Raw genomic sequence first — 20,142 nt, 5'->3', positions numbered from 1 at the left:
GCTAACTTAAGTCAACCGCCAACTACAGGAGCACTTATGGAGTTTAATGTCAAAAGTGGAAGCCCAGAAAAGCAACGTTCGGCATGTATCGTTGTTGGCGTTTTTGAACCTCGCCGCTTATCTGGGGTCGCTGAGCAACTCGACAAAGTAAGCGAAGGATATTTAAGCAGCCTGTTACGACGCGGTGATTTAGAAGGTAAAGCTGGACAAACTCTACTCCTTCATCACGTCCCAAATGTGCTCAGTGAGCGGGTCCTGTTAGTTGGTTGCGGTAAAGAGCGTGAGCTTGACGAGCGCCAATACAAACAAATTATCGAAAAAACCATCCATACGCTCAACGAAACTGGCTCGATGGAAGCGGTCTGTTTTCTCAGCGAACTTCATGTGAAAGGTCGTGATACCTACTGGAAGATCCGCATGGCAGTCGAGGCTGCACAAGGTGGTTTATATACTTTCAACCAATTAAAGTCGCGCAAAGAAGAGCCGCGCCGCCCGTTACGCAAACTGGTTTTCAATGTGCAAACGCGACGTGAATTATCTATAGGCGAGACGGCGATTACACACGGCCTGGCGGTTGCCAAGGGGGTGAAAGTTTGTCGCGACGTCGCCAATATGCCACCGAACATTTGTACTCCCAGCTACTTAGCTCAGCAAGCTCGCGAAATAGCAAACGAGTATGACAAGCTAACGGTTTCAACCGTGGGTGAAGCTGATATGGCTGAGCTTGGTATGAATGCCTACTTAGCAGTGGGCCGTGGCTCTGCGCACGAATCCATCCTTACTCTGATGAACTATCAAGGCGGCGAGCCTGACCAAGCTCCTATCGTTTTGGTCGGCAAGGGGCTCACCTTCGATAGTGGTGGTATTTCAATCAAGCCATCCGCCAATATGGATGAAATGAAATATGACATGGGCGGAGCCGCCTCGGTCCTCGGCGCAATGCAAACATTGGCTGAACTTGATCTACCCATCAATGTGATCGGCGCTATTGCTGGCTGTGAGAATATGCCAGGAGGCAATGCCTACCGCCCTGGAGATATCCTAACAACCATGAGCGGCCAAACTGTTGAAGTGTTGAATACTGATGCAGAAGGACGTCTCGTGTTGTGCGATACCCTCACCTATGTCGAGCGTTTCGAGCCTGACACAGTCATCGATGTTGCCACTTTAACTGGGGCTTGTGTTATTGCTCTTGGAGCGCACGCGAGTGGTCTCATGAGTAGCCACAACCCACTTGCCCACGAACTCCTCAATGCCTCGGAGCAAAGCGGTGATAAAGCATGGCGACTGCCTTTGTGGGATGAGTATCAAGAACAATTAGAGAGCCCATTTGCGGATTTCTCGAACCTTGGCGGACGCGAAGCAGGCACCATTACCGCAGCGTGCTTCCTTGCGCGGTTTACCAAAAAATATAATTGGGCGCATTTGGATATTGCCGGCACCGCCTGGCGTGGTGGCAGCAAAAAAGGTTCAACAGGTCGCCCCGTACCGCTCTTGAGTCAATTTTTACTCAATAAAATTCAGACCACTAGCGGACAAAACTAAATGACCCAGGGGCTTTTTATCGTCACTGATAACGTCGATGCTGAGCAATTGCAGCGACTTATCTGTCAGCAGATTACCGAACTCTGGCGCGAGTTTCGTAGCGTCAGAGTGTACTGTGTCGATCAAAGCCAAGCTGAGCAACTCGATGAAGCGCTCTGGCAACAGCCTACCGAGGCTTTTGTTCCGCATAATTTGAGTGGTGAGGGTCCACCACATGGAGCTCCGGTCGAGTTGTGCTGGCCGAACTGCCAAGCCCCTAAACGACGCCCTGCCGCAGCGGTAAATCTGCAACGCGAAGCAATTGCGACGCGGGGACTCAAGAAACTCATCGACTGGGTTCCGAGTGATGAGGCTGGACGTGAACTAGCGCGCCAAAGATATAAAGTGTATCGCAGTGAAGGGGTGCAATTAGAAACCAAACAAGCTGCGTCGATTAATGATTTATCAGATTAGTATGGGTGATTCTATCTATGGATAAAACCTACTCTCCCCAAGCCATTGAACAAAGTTGGTACGAGCATTGGGAACAGGCAGGCTACTTTAAACCAAGTGGTTCTGGCGACAGTTATTGCATTATGATTCCGCCGCCGAATGTCACCGGTAGCTTACATATGGGGCATGCTTTTCAGCATACCATCATGGATACCCTAACCCGCTACAAGCGGATGGATGGTTTTAATACGCTCTGGCAAGTCGGCTCTGACCATGCCGGTATCGCGACGCAAATGGTCGTTGAACGCCAACTCGCGGCACAGGGAAAAACTCGACAAGAGCTTGGGCGTGATGCATTTATCGAAAAGGTTTGGGACTGGAAAGCCCATTCAGGCGGTACGATCACTTCGCAAATGCGCCGCTTAGGGGATTCTGTCGACTGGGATAGAGAGCGCTTCACAATGGACGAGGGCCTCTCGGCTGCAGTGAAAGAAGTGTTCGTCCGGCTGTATCAAGAAGACCTTATTTATCGCGGTAAACGCTTGGTCAATTGGGATCCTAAATTAAAAACCGCAATTTCTGATCTCGAAGTCGAGAATAAGGAACAACAAGGTTCTATTTGGCACCTGCGCTACCCGCTTGCTGATGGTATTAAGACCGCTGACGGTAAAGATTACTTAGTGGTTGCGACCACCCGACCAGAAACTATGCTGGGTGATGTGTGTGTTGCGGTTCATCCAGATGATGAGCGCTATACTCATTTAGTGGGTAAGTTCATTGAATTACCTTTAGTAAACCGCCGCATTCCAATTATTGCTGACCATTATGTTGACCAAGAATTTGGAACCGGTTGCGTAAAAATCACCCCTGCGCACGACTTCAACGACTACGACATTGGGCGTCGTCATCACTTGCCGATGATTGCTGTACTGGATGACGATGCACATGTCCGCGCTCGCGCCGGGCTGTATACCACAACCGGTGAAGCCCGCGACGACATCGATGGGTTTGATGGCAAGCTTCCGGATCAGTACGCGGGGCTCGAGCGCTTTGCTGCGCGCAAGCAAATTGTCGCTGATTTCGAAGCGCTTGGACTACTGGATAAAGTTGAAAAACACACGAACAAAGTACCTTACGGTGATCGCGGTGGGGTGCCAATCGAGCCACACCTAACTGATCAATGGTATGTCCGTGTCGCTCCGCTTGCAGAGGTCGCAACTAAAGCAGTTGAAGATGGTGAAATTGAATTCGTTCCTAAGCAATACGAAAACATGTATTTCGCTTGGATGCGTGATATCCAAGACTGGTGTATCTCCAGACAGCTTTGGTGGGGACATCGGATCCCTGCTTGGTATGATGAGCAAGGTAATGTGTACGTTGGCCGTGACGAAGATGAAGTCCGTCAGCAGTATCAATTGGATTCTAGTATTGCACTCAGTCAAGACGATGATGTCCTCGACACTTGGTTTTCATCTGCACTCTGGACCTTCTCGACCTTGGGTTGGCCAGAATCAACTGACGATTTAAAAACTTTTCATCCGACCGATGTACTCGTCACCGGTTTTGACATTATTTTCTTCTGGGTCGCACGCATGATCATGATGACCATGCACTTCCTTAAAGATGAAAACGGTAAACCTCAGGTGCCGTTTAAAACCGTATACGTGACTGGCCTAATTCGTGACGAGGAAGGCCAAAAAATGTCCAAATCAAAAGGTAACGTGCTCGATCCACTCGATATGATCGATGGTATTGAACTACAAAACCTGATTGAAAAGCGCACTGCCAATATGATGCAGCCGCAACTTGAGGCAAAAATAGCTAAGCGAACCCAGCAGCAATTCCCAGAAGGTATCGCCAGTCATGGTACCGATGCTTTGCGGTTCACCCTCGCCGCACTCGCATCAACGGGCCGCGATATTAATTGGGATATGAAGCGCCTTGAAGGCTATCGAAATTTCTGCAATAAGCTCTGGAACGCGAGTCGCTACGTGTTAATGAACACGGAAAATGAAGATTGTGGTCAAACCGGCGCAGTAATTGAACTATCTTTGGCAGACCAATGGATTATTGAGCAATTCAATACAACCGTGGCTGATTTCCGTCATGCGCTTGATCACTATCGTTTTGATCAAGCCGCGACGATTGCCTATGAGTTCACCTGGAATCAATTCTGTGACTGGTATTTAGAACTGACCAAGCCGGTTCTCTTTAATGGGACAGATGAGCAAAAACGTGGGACTCGAAAAACTCTAGTACAGATTCTTGAGCAACTGTTACGATTATTGCACCCTCTGATGCCGTTTATCACTGAGGAAATTTGGCAGCGTGTTGCCCCGCTTGCAGATGTTTCGGGTCAAACCATTATGCTGCAGCCTTACCCACAAGCTAAGGCGGCGCAGTTCAGTCATGCTCGCGATGATATGGAATGGTTAAAACAAGTCATCGTCGCTATTCGTAATATTCGCGGTGAAATGAATATTTCTCCGAGCAAGCCATTGCCACTGATCATTCGCAATGCAGATGAGCTAGCGCAGCAGCGTTTGACCCAACATCAATCGTTACTAACGGCCTTAGCGAAGCTCGAATCCGTCGACTTTATTAGCCTGCAAGATGAGCCACCAGCCAGTGCCACCGCATTGGTCGGTCGAGTAGAACTGCACATTCCAATGGCTGGTTTGATTGATAAAGATGCTGAGTTAGCGCGCTTACAAAAAGCAATCGAGCGCGTTGATAAAGAGCTCCTTCAAGTTGGCCGTAAGCTGGAAAACGAAAACTTTGTCGCCAAAGCGCCAGCTGAGGTAATCGAGAAAGAGCGCCAGAAGCTTGCTGAAGCGGAAGAGACCAAAGCGCAATTACAGCAGCAATATGACAAAATTGCAGCGCTCTGAGTTGCGTGAGAGCTGGATAACTAAAAAGCACCCCGAGGGGTGCTTTTTTATTCGTGTTAATTAGCCAAGCAGCATTGCTGCTGCAACCACAATCAAAGCAGCTAACATTGGAATCGCAACCGTCACTACAAAAACATCTTTATAGGCCTCTTTATGAGTGAGTCCCATCAAGGTAAAGAGCGCAATGACTGCCCCAGAATGAGGCAAAGAATCGAGTCCACCGGCAGCTAAATTAGCGACCCGGTGCAGTAGCTCTGGGGCAATTCCAGCTTCCAAATAAGCAGGGGCTAAACTAGACATGAATATCTGTAAGCCGCCCGAAGCTGACGCAGTGATCCCTGAAATCAGGTTGGCTGATAAAAATACCGACACCAACTCCGGCACGGGTAAGTCCAGCAACCACTTTGCAAACTCATGAAAGCCACTGGTCTGGATAACCACACCACCGAAGCCTATCACCGCCGCAGTGTTAATCAGTGGCAGTAACGCATCATCCGCGCCCTGTCCTACGACTGCCATTAGGTTTTGCCGCAGTGGCTCAAATAATACAAAACAGCTTGCACCGCCAAGTAATAAAGCAAAGCTCGCCCACAGCACTGGCTGCGATGCAGCAAAACTTAAAACAGGTGCTTCGACTCCAGACATTTGCAAGATTCGTGGAATAATAATGGTCGCAAGCACCACGACAATTGGTAATGCCGAACGCATTAAACTTGGCAGCTGTTGTCCTTCTGCTGGTGCTAAGGCCGCCATTTGCTCATCTTTCACATGAGCCTGATACCCCTCACCTTTCGCGATGGAGCGCTGCCACTGCGTTTGCAGATACCACATACCAACAAGCGCCATGACGAGACCACCAAGAACGCCATACCAGCCTCCCGCGAATAAATCAGTGCCGAGACTGCGTGCAGCGATCACATTATGGATCGATGGCGTACCGGGTAATGCGGTCATGGTGAAGGTTCCAGCCCCAAGTGCAATCGCCGCCGCATAAAGTCGTCGCGGGATATTAGCTTGGCGCATTAACGTCACGCCTATCGGATACATAGTGAACATCACCACAAATACTACAACTCCACCGTAAGTCAGCAAAGCACAGACTAACATGGCAATCCATAACGCCCGTTTACTACCAAGCTGTTCCATGACCGCCACGGCAATGCCCTGAGCAGCGTGTGACGCCGCCATCATTCGACCAAAAATAGCTCCACACAAAAACAACAGTAAAAAATTGCCAGCAAAACTAAACGCACCAGAGGGGCCAAATGGAAAGTGTTTCAGGAAAATATCTTGAATGGGGATTTGATTACTGACCCCGATAACTAACACCGAAAGAAGGACCGCCACTAAAATATTTATGCCACGTAAAGCCAATATAATCAGTAGGGCGAGTCCTGCGATTAAACCAAGGTCACCAAGCATAAGTTCACCTTTATTTATTATTCTTCTTCATCATCAAGCGCACCGAAATACGTACCCCAACCATCGTATTCAACCCCAGCTTGCTGTGCAATATTCGCTACTTGACGGGTTTGTTGCTCGAGTATATCAGCATCCAAAACCACCCGGCTAACCGCTACGAAAGCAAATATGGTGGATTGATCATCGAGTTCAAATTCATCAGCATCATCAACATGATAACCAACTTTCACCAGCTCTACCGCGGCCTTTTCGAGTTTACTGAAATCGTTACTCGCCAGATGATGTTCAATTTCGAACTTGGCTTCTGGATCAGCTCCATCAGATATTAATGCCTCAACTGTGGCATGGCTCTCGGCGACGAGTGCTGCAATATCAATACTCATTTGCTTTCCTTAAGCTCGGCATTCAAGCTTTCAATTTTCTGCTTCATCAGTTCGTGACAATGTTCCACCAGCTGTTTCACTGAGTCACCATCGTATTGACTGACATCGAGCGGCGGTAAGTATTCAATAATTAAGGTACCATTATTCCAGCGGTTTAAACGTATTTTGTCGTGCAAATCCGAAACGCAGATCAAAACTAACGGCACCTGAGCCTGCACCGCAGTCCGAAAAGCCCCTGTTTTGAAAGGTAATAATCCCCGGCCATTACTTCGAGTCCCCTCTGGGAATAATAAAATCGAGATCCCGCGTTGTTTGATCGCGTCAGCGGCTTGAGCAATCGTGCCACGCGCACGGCCCGAATTTTTTCGGTCGATTAATATATTCCCAGCAAGCCAATAGAGCTGCCCAAAAAATGGAATCCACTTTAAGCTTTTTTTACCAATACTGACCACATTAAATGGCATGGCTCGCGATAGTGTAAAAATATCCCAAGTATTTTGGTGGTTAGCAATGTAGACGAACGGACCACCGTGAGCATGATCGCCATGATTTATGTGGTTCGGGGCGCGGATATCGAGCTTCAGTCCGAAAATACGGTGCGCGCGACCGTATAAATGGGCGAATAAAGGAGTGTTGTTCGGGTTGAACGGGCGAAATAGACAAAAAATAACGCCAAAAATACTGACTATGGCGATATAGATACTAAAAATAATAATACGGGCTAACGCGAGCATGACCTCTCCTTCTTTTCATGCTCGCTAGTATACCTTGATTTAACCCTCAAGAACCTCTGATCAGTCGTCGTTTTCAACAACAATTGCATCCACTCGCTGTAATCCACGCGGGAGCTTGTTGCCGCGACGTCCTCGCTCGCCTCGATAATGTTCTAGATCTGAGGGCTTCAGAGTCAATTTACGCTTCCCTGCTAGCAAGGTAATCGCTTTATCGGCCGGAATCGCTGCTGCTGCAACAACATATTCTTCACGCGATTGAGCCCGTAGCGCAGGAATACTGATCATTTTATTGCCTTTACCTTTCGCCAACTCAGGTAAATCTGCGAGTGGGAAAATCAACATTCGCCCCTCGTTTGACACCACCGCGAGCAAATCACTTTCAGTGTTTTGTACGAGACTTGGCGGCAAAATTTTTGCGCCAGTTGGTAAGTTCAGGATTGCTTTCCCATTTTTATTACGCGAAACCAAATCTCCGAACTTAGTGACAAACCCATATCCAGCGTCAGATGCAAGCAAGTAGCGTTGCTCATCCTTTGCCATCAAAACATGCTCGACTGTCTCACCTGCAACCATGTTAAAGCGTCCTGTCAATGGCTCGCCCTGGGTTCGCGCACTTGGCAGTAGATGAGCTTCACAGGAGAAGCTACGCCCTGACGAATCAATAAAGACAACCTGTTGGTTACTCTTACCCTGAGCGGAGCTCGCAAAACTATCTCCAGATTTATAAGCAAGTGCCGCACCATCGACATCATGCCCTTTTGCAGCTCTCACCCAGCCTTTTTGTGACAATACAACCGTCACAGATTCAGCAGGAGTAAGGTCGCGCTCACTCAGAGCTTTCGCTTCTTCGCGTTCAACTAAAGGTGAGCGTCTCTCGTCGCCATATTTCTCCGCATCCGCAAGAATTTCCTTACGAATAAGGGTTTTCAAACGGCGATCGGAGCCGAGCAACAATTCCAATTGTTGCCGTTCTTCATTAAGTTCGTCTTGCTCACTCTTGAGTTTAATCTCTTCTAACTTAGCTAAGTGACGAAGTTTTAAATCAAGAATAGCTTCAGCTTGCTTTTCACTGAGCTTAAAGCGCTGCATTAATTCTGCTTTTGGGTCATCTTCCTCGCGGATAATGGCGATCACTTCATCAATGTTCAGATAAGCAATTAATAAACCATCGAGAATATGTAGGCGCGCAAGGACCTTATCGAGACGATATTGCAAACGACGGGTAACGGTTGTTTTGCGGTATTCGATCCACTCTTTAAGAATTGACAGCATGGGCTTAACTTGCGGACGCCCATCGAGACCAATCATATTCATATTGACTCGATAATTCTTCTCGAGATCAGTGGTCGCAAACAAATGTTGCATCATTTGTTCGACATCAACTCGGTTTGAACGCGGTACGATCACCAGTCGAGTCGGATTCTCATGGTCGGACTCATCACGCAAGTCATTGACCATAGGTAGCTTTTTGGCTTGCATTTGCGCAGCAATCTGTTCGAGCACCTTGGCTCCTGAGGCTTGATGTGGCAATGCCGTGACCACCACTTCACCATCCTCAAGTTGATACTTCGCGCGCATCCGAATCGAGCCCTTACCGCTCTCGTATAACTTAACGATATCCTCGCGCGATGTGATGATTTCAGCATCAGTTGGGTAATCTGGCCCCAGCAAATGTTCCATTACTTCACTCAAGTCAGCACTCGGCTTATCCAACAATAATGCACAGGCTTGAGCAACTTCGCGGGCATTGTGAGGAGGAATATCCGTCGCCATGCCCACCGCAATACCAGTGACGCCGTTAAGTAAAATATGAGGTAATCGAGCCGGCAACATTTTCGGCTCTTTCATGGTTCCGTCAAAGTTTGGAATCCAATCAACCGTGCCTTGGCCAAGCTCGGTCAGCAAAACTTCACTAAATTTGGAAAGTCTAGCTTCGGTGTAGCGCATCGCCGCGAATGATTTCGGGTCATCTGCTGAGCCCCAGTTCCCTTGTCCGTCAACGAGCGGATAACGGTACGAGAACGGCTGCGCCATTAACACCATGGCTTCATAACACGCACTATCACCGTGGGGGTGGAACTTACCTAGCACATCACCAACGGTACGTGCTGATTTTTTATACTTCGCAAGCGCTGATAACCCCAGTTCAGACATCGCATATATAATTCGACGCTGAACTGGTTTTAAGCCATCACCAATATGCGGTAATGCACGGTCCATGATGACGTACATTGAATAATTGAGATACGCATCCTCAGTGAAGCGGCGTAACGGTAATGTTTCGACATTATCCATCGACATATTCATTCTGCTCCTTACAGCTCAGCCAAATCAACGAGGTTACCTTTGCTCTCAAGCCAAACTTTGCGATCATTAGAGCGCTTTTTAGCTAACAGCATATCCATTAACTCTTCCGTGGCCTGAACATCATCAACGGTCAGACGAATTAAGCGGCGAGTGTTTGGATCCATCGTTGTTTCCCGCAATTGCAGTGGATTCATCTCACCCAAGCCTTTAAAGCGCTGCACATTTACCTTAGCCTTTTTCTTTTCCGCCTCAATCCGATCAAGAATTCCCTGTTTCTCATCTTCATCAAGCGCATAAAAAACTTCTTTGCCCACATCTATCCGATACAAGGGCGGCATCGCCACATACACATGACCCTGGTCGACTAAAGCACGGAAATGGCGGGTAAATAGAGCACACAAGAGCGTTGCAATATGTAGGCCATCAGAGTCGGCGTCAGCAAGAATACAAATTTTACCGTAGCGCAGTTTTTCGAGGTCATCGGAGTTAGGATCTACGCCTAGAGCAACCGAAATATCATGGATTTCCTGAGAGGCAAGAATCTGGTCCGACTCCACTTCCCAAGTATTTAAAATCTTGCCTCGAAGCGGCATAACTGCTTGAAAATCTCGGTCGCGCGCTTGTTTTGCTGAGCCACCAGCAGAATCACCTTCTACTAAAAAGATTTCACTGCGAGAGATATCTTGTGACGCACAATCCGTTAACTTACCCGGCAAGGGTGGTCCTTGAGTCACTTTCTTGCGGACCACTTTTTTACTCGCACGCATCCGCTTTTGAGCATTGTTAATACATAACTCAGCAAGTTGCTCAGCTTGTTCGGTGTGCTCATTCAACCATAAGCTAAAGGCATCTTTGACCACTCCCGACACGAATGCAGAACATTGCCGAGAACTTAAGCGTTCTTTCGTTTGCCCAGCAAACTGTGGGTCCTGCATTTTTACCGAGAGAATGTAGCTACAACGCTCCCAAATATCCTCTGGAGTTAAACGCACCCCACGCGGGAGCAAATTGCGAAACTCGCAAAACTCTCGCATGGCTTCTAGCAGCCCCTGTCGCAAGCCATTAACGTGCGTTCCGCCTTGTGGTGTTGGAATCAAGTTCACATAACTTTCGTAAACTCCTTCACCGCCCTCTGGAAGCCACGTGACCGCCCAGTTAACAGCTTCTTCTTGGCCGGCTAACTCACCAATAAACGGCTCCTCTGGCAGCGTAGGAACTTCAGCAACGGCTTCGACGAGGTAATCCCGTAAGCCATCCTCATAGAACCAACTCTGCTCGGTGTCATCGATAAGGTTTTTGAAAGTGATTTTCAAACCCGGACAAAGCACCGCCTTAGCACGCAGCAAGTGGCTCAACTTTAATGCTGAAAACTTCGCTGAATCAAAGTACTGCGGATCAGGCCAAAATCGAATGATGGTTCCAGTATTGCGCTTGCCGACGGTACCGGTAATTTCAAGGTCGGTGACTTTATCGCCATTCTCAAAGGCCATTTCGTACACTTGACCATCGCGTTTGACCTTCACATCAACTCTGGTTGACAGCGCATTTACAACTGAAATCCCGACACCGTGCAGACCACCCGAAAACTGGTAATTCTTGTTCGAGAATTTGCCCCCAGCATGGAGCTTGGTCATGATCAATTCGACCCCCGGCAGCCCTTCTTCTGGATGCACATCAACTGGCATGCCACGGCCGTCATCTTGCACTTCCAAACTAGAGTCAGGGTGGAGCGTTACGAGAATCTCGCGGGCATGCCCAGCGAGCGCCTCATCAACACTATTGTCGATCACTTCTTGCCCAAGGTGATTGGGACGGGTGGTATCGGTATACATACCCGGGCGTCTTCGCACCGGTTCGAGGCCGTTAAGGACCTCTATCGCATCAGCTTTATAATCTGACATCCGCTCTTCTTCTACTTGGCCGATTCTCATTGCGAGAATGATTGTTATTAGAATGCCTTTATACTGTTACAGGACGCGCAGAAACTCAAGCGTCATGGGCAGGTAGCGTGAAAAGTTGACGAAACTATGGTCACCACTTGCTTCGACAATCATACGCTGATGCCGATAACGCGTCCGCGCATCACGAAAATCAAGCGTTTCATCGCCCTGCTGCAACAATACCAATAATTCGACTTGCTCACTGAGTGCCTGTTCAGCCTTCAATAATGCCGCACGATCGCTGTCATCGAGTTGATAGCGTTCAGCGGTATAGGGATGAATCCGTTGTTCTGTTTCTCGCGGCATCCATTGTGCTGGCGAGACCGCAGGATTTATCAGTACTGCCCGAGCCTCCACACCGCGTAACTGTAACTGACTCACGACGTAGTGTGCCCAAAAGCCACCAAGCGAGCTTCCCATGACCGCGATAGGCTCATCAATTTTTCCAATCAGCGCATTCAAATAGCGCAAGTTTTCGGACATTTTAGCCGGCTGCTGCGGGGCTCGTAAGAGCGACGCGCGATTTTGCAGTTGTAGGTGTTGTTCGGTCGCTAAGATTTTGGGCGACGCAGGCGAACTCTCAAAGCCATGTAAATACAATAACATCGGGTTTAATCCATCATTAATCTGAGCAACGTTCGCTAGTGCTGCTTTAATAGCTGCAACCATTCGTGCAGGAATTGGTTCACTTGATATTTTTCGTTGGTTTGATGCATGGCCTGATTCGGTTGCGGATAAACCGCAGCAAGTCGACGCACCCCCTGCGCCGCAGTAACCTCGGCTAATTTTGCATCATGATACAGGCGTACTTCCAGATGGACCGGTTGCGTGCCAGGTAGCTCGCCTAAGTTTGCAACTTGGGTCAGCTCAATGTCACTGGTATAGGGGGCATGATTAAGACACTTGCATTCAACTTGCATCGTGGACGGTGTCACCAAGGTGAGTGACTGGTTCACGCCAAGACGCTCAACCAGGCGTCGCAAGCGCGCATAGTTCAAACTGGCCATCCGCTGAAAACCGGCCAGATCGAAATGATAACGTTGCCGTTTCACATCATTCGTCATGACAACTCACCAAGCCATGTTTGTGACCATGCAATTGTAACCATTGCAACCCGATCACACTCGCCGCGTTATTAATACGCCCCTGCTCGAGCAACTGATAAACTTGCTGCCGTGGCACGCGATGCACGCGAATATCTTCATTCTCACTTGCAAGTCCAGCCACAGTTTGAGCGCCACTTGCATCGACCAAAGCAATGAAGATCGAAATTTTTTCAGTACAACCACCGGGAGACGAAAAGTAGGTCAGTGCGTAATGCATTGATTGCGCTTTAAGCCCTGTTTCTTCCTCTAATTCGCGTTCAGCAACGGCACTTGGTTGCTCATTTGGCTTATCCATCATGCCCGCAGCAAATTCAAGTAGCCATGGACTCTCTTCACTGGCTTCGGTTACGTCGATGGCACCGATTCGAAATTGTTCAAGCAACACTAATTCGTCGCGCTCAGGGTCATATGGGATGACCATGACCGCATGGCCACGATCCATCACCTCGCGCTCCATAGTCGCCGACCAGCCGCCAGCGAATAGTCGATGCCTTAGTCGGTATCGATACAGATTGAGAAAACCTTTGCGCACCTGTGTGCGTTCAATAATATCGACATCTTCACGATGAAATTTTTGCACTCTATCTCCTCAGTGCTTTGAGCAAATTACATTTACCGCCTAGAATACCCATTTTACCCTAGTTGAGTTCACAATATCGTCTCGACAGAATAGCATTCTGCACATACTTGCTTACACTTGCTGAACAATTGTTGCAACTGCGGCTTTGGTTGTTATTTCGATTATTGGTAAAATAAGGTACATTGAACAACGTAGTCAGCATATTACTAGGAATCAGGACATCATGAAAAAACACGTTTTATCCGCGCTTGTCGGGTTATCTTTCGCGGCAAGCAGCGTCTCAGCTTACGCTGATGACCTCGCCCAAGTGTTTCAGCTTGCGTTACAAAACGATCCGACCTTGCAACGTGTAGATGCTGAACGTCGCGCCGCACAAGAAAGTGTTAACATTGCCGAGGCAGCTTGGTGGCCACAGTTGAACTTTGAAGCGGGTTATTCGCGAGCAACAGCTGACCGGACCCAATTCAGCTCAACCGGCGAACTGTTTGTGTTCGACGTGACCAGCACCGGTTGGGATGCGGGTGTTTCACTGAGCCAAACCCTGTTTGATATGTCGGTTTGGGACCAAACAGAAATTGCCGAAAAACAAGCCTACCAAGCTGAGGTGAATTACCTTAACACTCGTCAACAGCTCATGATTCGCGTTGTAAATGCCTATTTCACAGTGCTAGAGCGCCAAGACGACCTAGAGTTCGCAATTGCAGAAAAACGTGCGATTGAACGTCAGCTTGAGCAAACCAAACAACGGTTTTCTGTTGGTTTAACTGCAATCACTGATGTGCATGAAGCGCAAGCGCAATTTGATAATGCAGTCGCCCTTGAGATTCAAGCACAAAACGCGGTTGAAGTAGCGCAAGAAAGTTTACGCGAGATTACTGGCCGCTATCACGAACAACTCGCTCAACTCGACACTGCGACCTTCTCTCCAGCATCACCACAACCGCAAGCCGCGGATTCATGGGTAACTACTGCTGAAGATAAAAACCTGCAGTTACTCGTCCAGCGCGTAGCCGTTGAAATCGCCGAGCAACAAATTGATGTTGCCCGCAATGGCCACTATCCAACGCTTGGCCTGACAGGTTCAATCGGTACCAGTGACTCGGAGTCAGAAGCCAACGGTATTACCAACGATCCACCACGTCTTGATTCACGCTCACTTGGTGTAACCTTGCGGGTTCCACTGTTCTCTGGATTCCGCGTGAGCTCGCAAGTGGATCAAGCTCGTGAGAATTACGTGGCTTCATCGCAGCAACTCGAATTTACCCGTCGCTCAGTCGAGCGTGAAGTGCGCAGCGCCTATTATGACGTGGTTGCTTCGATTTCAACCATTCGGGCGTTAGAGCAGGCTGTGGTCTCGGCTGAGAGTGCATTGAAAGCAACGCAAACCGGTTTTGAAGTAGGTACGCGAACGATTGTTGATGTACTCAACTCAACTCGGAATTTATTCAACGCGCGTCGTAACTTGTCACAAGCACGTTATGGATATATCCGTCAGTACTTGGCATTGAAGCAAGCTTCTGGTCAAATAAGCGAACAAGACCTAAGCGCGATTAATGCAAGTTTGACGAATGAAAATAGTTGAAACACCTAAATTCCAAGCCAAGTTTTTACTTCCAAAGTACTGGTTAACTTGGCTTGGAGTTGCTGTTCTATATACCATCTCATGGTTACCCTATAAGTTACAGCTAGCGCTCGGTCGGTTGATCGGGCGTTTGTTTTATCGGTTCATGCCCCGCCGTGCCGCGATTGCCCGACGCAACCTCGAGTTGTGTTTCCCGGAAAAATCCGCCGCAGATATCGAAACCCTGGTTAAAACGAACCTCGAAAATACTGGAATTGCCTTTTTTGAGACCGGTATGGCGTGGTGGTGGCCAAACTGGCGGATTCAGCGCAAACTTCATGTGCATGGTATCGAACACCTCGAGGCTCCGCTGCAACACGGCCAAGGCGTTCTGCTCCTGCTATTTCACTTTCTGAGTCTTGAGATGCACGCACGTTTGCATGGTTTAATCAAACCTGCCGTAGGCTTGTATCGGCCGCACAATAATGCCTTGATGGAGTTTTTACAGACGCGCGGGCGAGCACGCTCAAATAAGTACATGATCCCACGTAAAGACGTTAAAGGTATGCTCGAAGCCCTCAATCAGGGAGATATCGCCGGCTACCTTCCGGATCAAGATTATGGTCGCCGCCGTACCGTATTTGTGCCATTTTTTGCGGTAGAGAAAACCAGCACTACTACGGGAACCATGTTGTTCGCCGGCAATGCCAATTGTGCCACGGTTCCAACGACCTGTTATCGCCGCGACGATGGCAGCGGATATGATATTACCTTTTACCCGCAGTTTGAAAACTTCCCAACTGGGGATGATGAAACCGATGCCATGCGGGTGAACAAAATGGTTGAATTCGCCGTTCAACAACGTCCTGAACAATACTTATGGATTCATCGACGTTTTAAAACACGGCCAAATGAGACCGATCAAGATCTGTACCTTTAACCCAACCATTGTTGCCAAATCTGTTGCACATATTCACGTGCGGCTTGAGTTTCAGCATCAAGCCGCGCCGTCTCACCATCGAGTGCGTGACGATGGATTCGCTGCCGCAGACACAGGTAACTATCGCGTAACTGCTCGCTCTGCTCTGCGGTAATCAATCCAACCTCGGCCGCTTGTTCAAGAATTCGAATATTGTCGGTATAGGTTTGCAACTGCGGATACTGATGGGCGTAATTCAGGACTAAAAACTGCACCAAGAACTCTAAATCCACAATCCCACCCGGAGCGTGCTTGAGCGAATCACTCGCTTGATGCGCACGCATTTTGTCGCGCATGGCAATGATCTCAGTGCGCAACTCATCGCTCACTCGTGGTTGCGTTAATTGTTGGGTACGCACGTGTTCGATTTGCTTACGCAAACCCACTTCACCAAAAACCGGTCGAGCTCGCACTAGCGCTTGTGATTCCCAAGTCCACGCTTCATCACGAAGATAATCGGCAAAAGTATCCACGCGACTAATCAGCAACCCCGCTTTACCTGAGGGACGCAGTCGGATATCGACCTCATATAAACTGCCGACCGTTGTCTGCGTCGTGAACAGATGAAGAATGCGCTGAACTAAGCGCAAATAGAATTGTTGGACTTCGATAGGCTTGCGGCCATTGGTTAATCCTTTGTAGTCGCTATCCGTTAAAAAAACCAGATCTAAGTCAGAGTCATAACTCAACTCCAGCCCACCGAGTTTACCGTATGCAACCACACCGAGCCCGGTATGTTGACGATTACACCCCGCTGGAGCACCATGCTTCTCGGTAACCTGCAGCCAAGCTTGTTGAATCACTTCGCTCAAAATTGTCTCCGCTAGCCGCGATAAATGATCACTGACTTGCATCAGGGGCAAACTACCGCTGATATCTGCTGCTGCAATTTTAAGCTGTAAACCCTTTCGAGCCTGGCGCAGCGCATTCATTTGAGCTTCCAGATCCGCCTCAGGAATGCGAATTAAATAATCACGGACTAACTGCGGGTATTCCGCCAGGTCAGGAACCTGATGAAGCAACTGGGGGTCGATCAGTTCATCGAGTAATAAGGGGTAGCGCGCTAATTGATCAGTAACCCATTGGCTTGCTCTGCACAGTTTAAGGAGTTGCTGACACGCGCCCTTATTTTCAACCAACAATTCCACATAAGCGGTACGGGATAAAATACTTCGGAGGATGGTGAGAATTCGTTGCAAAACAACTTCTGCATCTGCCCAGGGTAGTAATTGCTCAAGTAAACTCGGTAACAACCGGGCGAGAGCACTGCGACCTCTTGGACCACTCGGACGCCGCGTTGCTTCAGCTCTGAACTGTTGAATTTCGCGCCAAATCTGCTCGGCGCGATGCTTATCTAAACCATATTCAGCCAACACTTCGAAGACTGCAGATTCATCCACGAGCTCTTGCCATAAAATCTGTAGCGAACTCTCTTCGTCATCTGCTTGGGTACCAATCACCTTGTTAAATTGGGCATGTATTTCGGCCATGACCGAGCGTATTTTTGCGTGTAGTTGGGGCCAGTCTAACTGATAGATTTGGGCAAGTTGTGACTGTTGCTGCGGGCAATCCGGTAGCCGTTGGGTTTGTTCATCAGCGCGCTCTTGTAATAGATGTTCGAGCTTACGCAAGAATTCATAATTGCTTAGTAACTGGTCAACATCGTCTGGTGTAAGTAAACCCAGTTCGGCAATAGCGCGATAGGCCTGGTATAGCGAGCTTGTTTGCAAACTGCGTTGCTGACCGCCCCGAATCAGTTGAAAAACCTGAGCGATGAATTCAACTTCACGAATTCCTCCCGGACCTAGCTTGATATCGTTTGATAATGCTTGACGCCGTCCCTCTTGCTGGATCAAAGCCTTCATTTTACGCAGTGCGTCAATCGCTGAGAAATCAATGTAACGACGATACACAAAGGGACGGATTAAATTTTGGAAGCTTGCTTGCCAGGCTGCTGAGGCACCAATCAAACGGGCTTTAACCATGGCATAGCGTTCCCAATCTCGGCCTTGGGCCTGATAATACTGCTCAAATGCTGCCAAACTCACTACTAGCGGACCTGATTGTCCAAATGGACGTAAGCGCATATCGACCCGATAAACACGACCTAGAACAGTTATTTCATCGAGCAGTCGAATAAGGGCCTGCCCAAGTTTGGTAAAAAAAACTGTGTTTTCAATTGGTTTTCGCGGATGGTCCGTTTCACCGTTGGCAGGGAAGGTAAACATCAGATCAATATCCGATGAGAAGTTCAGTTCCCTCCCGCCAAGCTTTCCCATTCCAACAATAAGTAATGGCTGTGGCTCGCCAGCTGAGTCTCTTGGCGTCCCGTAGCGCGCACAAAACCGAGGATAGAGCCATTCATAACTAGCACTGATAAAGAGATCAGCGAGACTTGAGAGTCGCTGAAGCATCTGTTTTACGCTAATTTCATTAACAATATCGAGACTCGCGAGTTGCGCTAACCAACGCTGCCGATACTGACGCAAACAAGCTGCAGCCGCCTCCTCGGAGTCGCATCCACGCATTTTTTGTAAGAGCGTGTCGCTATATTCTGCCAATTCAGGAAGGGTAAGCTGAGGCTGCTGTAGCCATGTATTAAATTGGTCATCTGATGCTGCGACCGAAGCAATAAAAGTGCTGTAATCACATACCTGCTGCTTAGCACTCATCTACGAAAGTTCCCAATAGGGTTCCTGCTTAAGTGCTGAGCGACGCGAATACTCAAGCGCGTAAAGCAAGGATTCGAGCTGTACTTGTTGCCAGTTCAGCAGCTTTTCCGTTTGTGGCTCATCGGAATCCTTAATCGCTTCGCGCAGTAACCGTAGCGCCATAATCTCGCGAATACCACGCACCATATCAAGCCATGGGGCGCGGAACCGCTCACGGTAATCGGCATCAAATAAATAGCCGACACAATAACCAAGCTGGAGCGAGCTCTGTAGTTGCGGTAATTGCTTCAAATAATGTTCTGGCCGCAGTTCCTCGGTTCGTGCGAACTGTTCAGTCACCCGCTGCCAGTCATCGCGCAATCTCTGTACCGCCCACTGTTTCAGCGGGATCTCCATTAATTCGGGGTGCCGAGGTTGGCGCTGACATAGTTCACCTAACTCGAGTAAGGTAAGTTGATAGTCATCTCGCGCTGTGAGCTTTTGCACCAACTCGGTTTGCACTGCATGTTCTTGTTGCTGCAATAATTGCTCATAAAGTTTGGGAGAGTTCTTTAAAGCTCGATGATAGGCACCATCCTCAGCGATTAACTCAGTCAACCCATCATAACGACTCAACCAGCCAAGATGACCAAGCATTTGTTCTAATCGTAAAATATGATCATTAACGTCAACCTCGAGCATGGTTAACTGCTGCAAAATCACTTTACTTAATCGAATCCCTTCAGTAATCCCAGCAACAGCCCTAACGCTCGGGTTCAAACTAAAGCAAGCGTCGTTGTGCTGCCAGTATTGCAGGGCATAATTAAGCGATCGGTAAAGACCGACCCCAATATCATCACCACTGTGTTGTTCGACAAAACTCTCATGAATAAAGGGTTCGAGGACACTTTTTTCCGCCAGTAAATAACCTCGAGCCGCTTTACTTAAACTCCCCACGCGCGCTCCAAGTCGAGTGATCAAGCGTCGGGCAAGTTTATATGCCTCATGCATCGGAGCTTGATGAACTTCTATCTCCACTTCACAAAGAACCTGCTCGCGCGCACCAGTCTCGATTCGTCCATAATCAAAAACCAATTCGATATATCCATCATTGTCACTATCGATACGCCAGGTGAAACGCTCAAAATTAGTTGTGAAAATCGCCACCAATTCCCGCTGGACATCGAATAAAGGGAAATCATCGGGCCAGATATCCTCCGGAAACAGAGTCAAATCTGGCTGATCCAATAATGTCTGGACACTATATTCGGGACGCTGGTGCAGCCCTCCGAGTACCTCCCCCGCAAGCTTGATGGTTTGCTCTTGATAGGCTTCAGTGGTGCGCATCCGCAAGCCCATATCAAACTGTCGCAGGCGCAAATCCTCAGTATCGTAGTAAGTGTTTTTGAGCTGCGCAGTGGTCGGGGAAATGCCACCAGCCAACTGCTGACACAAACTCACAACCGCATCTTTTTGTGCTGGTTCTACCAGTAATTTTAATTCAACTTCGTTACTCAAAGATTCGCCCTCAAGGCATTAAAAACACTGTTTTATACGGTACTCCGAGGACGTCTTATAATCAACTGCAGAAAGGTTGACAGGTACGCTTAA

The 20,142-nt window shown here is 48.5% G+C and carries 15 protein-coding genes; 5 read left to right on the top strand and 10 right to left on the bottom strand.

The annotated features are described in order from the left end of the window. The first annotated feature begins 36 nt into the window (after positions 1-36). From pepA to CWI83_RS00255, 3 genes are read left to right on the top strand one after another with little or no spacing between them, the layout of a single operon-like run. On the top strand, positions 37-1,545 hold the full coding sequence (gene pepA / locus CWI83_RS00265; RefSeq protein ID WP_126824145.1) for a leucyl aminopeptidase: 1,509 nt from the start codon (positions 37-39) through the stop codon (positions 1,543-1,545). Beyond that, the gene (locus CWI83_RS00260; RefSeq protein WP_126824143.1) at positions 1,546-1,998 is read left to right on the top strand and encodes a DNA polymerase III subunit chi; all 453 of its coding nucleotides are present in this window, start codon (positions 1,546-1,548) and stop codon (positions 1,996-1,998) included. Between the two features lie 17 nt (positions 1,999-2,015). After that, the gene (locus tag CWI83_RS00255) at positions 2,016-4,868 is read left to right on the top strand and encodes a valine--tRNA ligase (protein ID WP_126824140.1); all 2,853 of its coding nucleotides are present in this window, start codon (positions 2,016-2,018) and stop codon (positions 4,866-4,868) included. Between the two features lie 60 nt (positions 4,869-4,928). Here CWI83_RS00255 and CWI83_RS00250 read toward each other — a convergent pair whose 3' ends face one another. The 8 genes from CWI83_RS00250 to CWI83_RS00215 form a co-directional block, all read right to left on the bottom strand. Continuing rightward, positions 4,929-6,290 carry a GntP family permease gene (locus CWI83_RS00250; RefSeq protein WP_126824137.1) on the bottom strand — a complete coding sequence of 454 codons (1,362 nt, stop codon included), beginning with the start codon at positions 6,288-6,290 and terminating at the stop codon, positions 4,929-4,931. Positions 6,291-6,307: 17 nt separating this feature from the next. Beyond that, positions 6,308-6,673 carry a ribonuclease E inhibitor RraB gene (rraB, locus tag CWI83_RS00245; protein WP_126824134.1) on the bottom strand — a complete coding sequence of 122 codons (366 nt, stop codon included), beginning with the start codon at positions 6,671-6,673 and terminating at the stop codon, positions 6,308-6,310. Next, positions 6,670-7,407 carry a 1-acylglycerol-3-phosphate O-acyltransferase gene (locus tag CWI83_RS00240; RefSeq protein ID WP_126824131.1) on the bottom strand — a complete coding sequence of 246 codons (738 nt, stop codon included), beginning with the start codon at positions 7,405-7,407 and terminating at the stop codon, positions 6,670-6,672. The genes rraB and CWI83_RS00240 overlap by 4 nt, the downstream gene beginning before the upstream one ends. A gap of 60 nt (positions 7,408-7,467) precedes the next feature. Then, positions 7,468-9,708, bottom strand: a complete 2,241-nt coding sequence (gene parC / locus CWI83_RS00235; RefSeq protein ID WP_126825977.1) for a DNA topoisomerase IV subunit A — start codon at positions 9,706-9,708, stop codon at positions 7,468-7,470. A gap of 14 nt (positions 9,709-9,722) precedes the next feature. Then, positions 9,723-11,615: a DNA topoisomerase IV subunit B gene (parE, locus tag CWI83_RS00230; protein ID WP_126824128.1), complete on the bottom strand. Its 1,893-nt coding sequence runs from the start codon at positions 11,613-11,615 to the stop codon at positions 9,723-9,725. Between the two features lie 66 nt (positions 11,616-11,681). After that, positions 11,682-12,260: a YqiA/YcfP family alpha/beta fold hydrolase gene (locus tag CWI83_RS00225; protein WP_157980343.1), complete on the bottom strand. Its 579-nt coding sequence runs from the start codon at positions 12,258-12,260 to the stop codon at positions 11,682-11,684. A 35-nt stretch (positions 12,261-12,295) separates the two neighbouring features. Further along, on the bottom strand, positions 12,296-12,718 hold the full coding sequence (locus CWI83_RS00220) for a DUF1249 domain-containing protein (protein ID WP_126824122.1): 423 nt from the start codon (positions 12,716-12,718) through the stop codon (positions 12,296-12,298). Next, a complete protein-coding gene (locus CWI83_RS00215) occupies positions 12,708-13,340 on the bottom strand; it encodes an NUDIX domain-containing protein (protein ID WP_126824119.1) in 633 nt (210 codons plus the stop codon). The genes CWI83_RS00220 and CWI83_RS00215 overlap by 11 nt, the downstream gene beginning before the upstream one ends. Positions 13,341-13,563: 223 nt before the next feature. Between CWI83_RS00215 and tolC the strand changes: the two genes are divergently transcribed. Together tolC and lpxL are read left to right on the top strand one after the other, a co-directional pair. Beyond that, positions 13,564-14,922: an outer membrane channel protein TolC gene (tolC, locus tag CWI83_RS00210; protein WP_126824116.1), complete on the top strand. Its 1,359-nt coding sequence runs from the start codon at positions 13,564-13,566 to the stop codon at positions 14,920-14,922. After that, entirely contained in the window at positions 14,915-15,841 is a 927-nt protein-coding gene (lpxL, locus tag CWI83_RS00205) for an LpxL/LpxP family Kdo(2)-lipid IV(A) lauroyl/palmitoleoyl acyltransferase (protein ID WP_126825974.1), read from the top strand. Before tolC ends, lpxL begins: the two co-directional genes overlap by 8 nt. Here the strand turns inward: lpxL and glnE are convergent. Then, positions 15,838-18,552 (bottom strand): bifunctional [glutamate--ammonia ligase]-adenylyl-L-tyrosine phosphorylase/[glutamate--ammonia-ligase] adenylyltransferase, encoded by a 2,715-nt coding sequence (glnE, locus tag CWI83_RS00200; RefSeq protein ID WP_126824113.1) that lies wholly within the window; start codon positions 18,550-18,552, stop codon positions 15,838-15,840. The genes lpxL and glnE overlap by 4 nt on opposite strands. Next, positions 18,553-20,049, bottom strand: a complete 1,497-nt coding sequence (locus CWI83_RS00195) for a CYTH domain-containing protein (RefSeq protein ID WP_126824111.1) — start codon at positions 20,047-20,049, stop codon at positions 18,553-18,555. Between the last annotated feature and the right edge of the window lie 93 nt (positions 20,050-20,142).

The sequence above is a fragment of the Pseudidiomarina taiwanensis genome (genome assembly GCF_003987435.1).
Taxonomy (GTDB): Bacteria; Pseudomonadota; Gammaproteobacteria; order Enterobacterales; family Alteromonadaceae; genus Pseudidiomarina; species Pseudidiomarina taiwanensis.
This window is presented reverse-complemented; position numbering and strand designations above follow the sequence as displayed.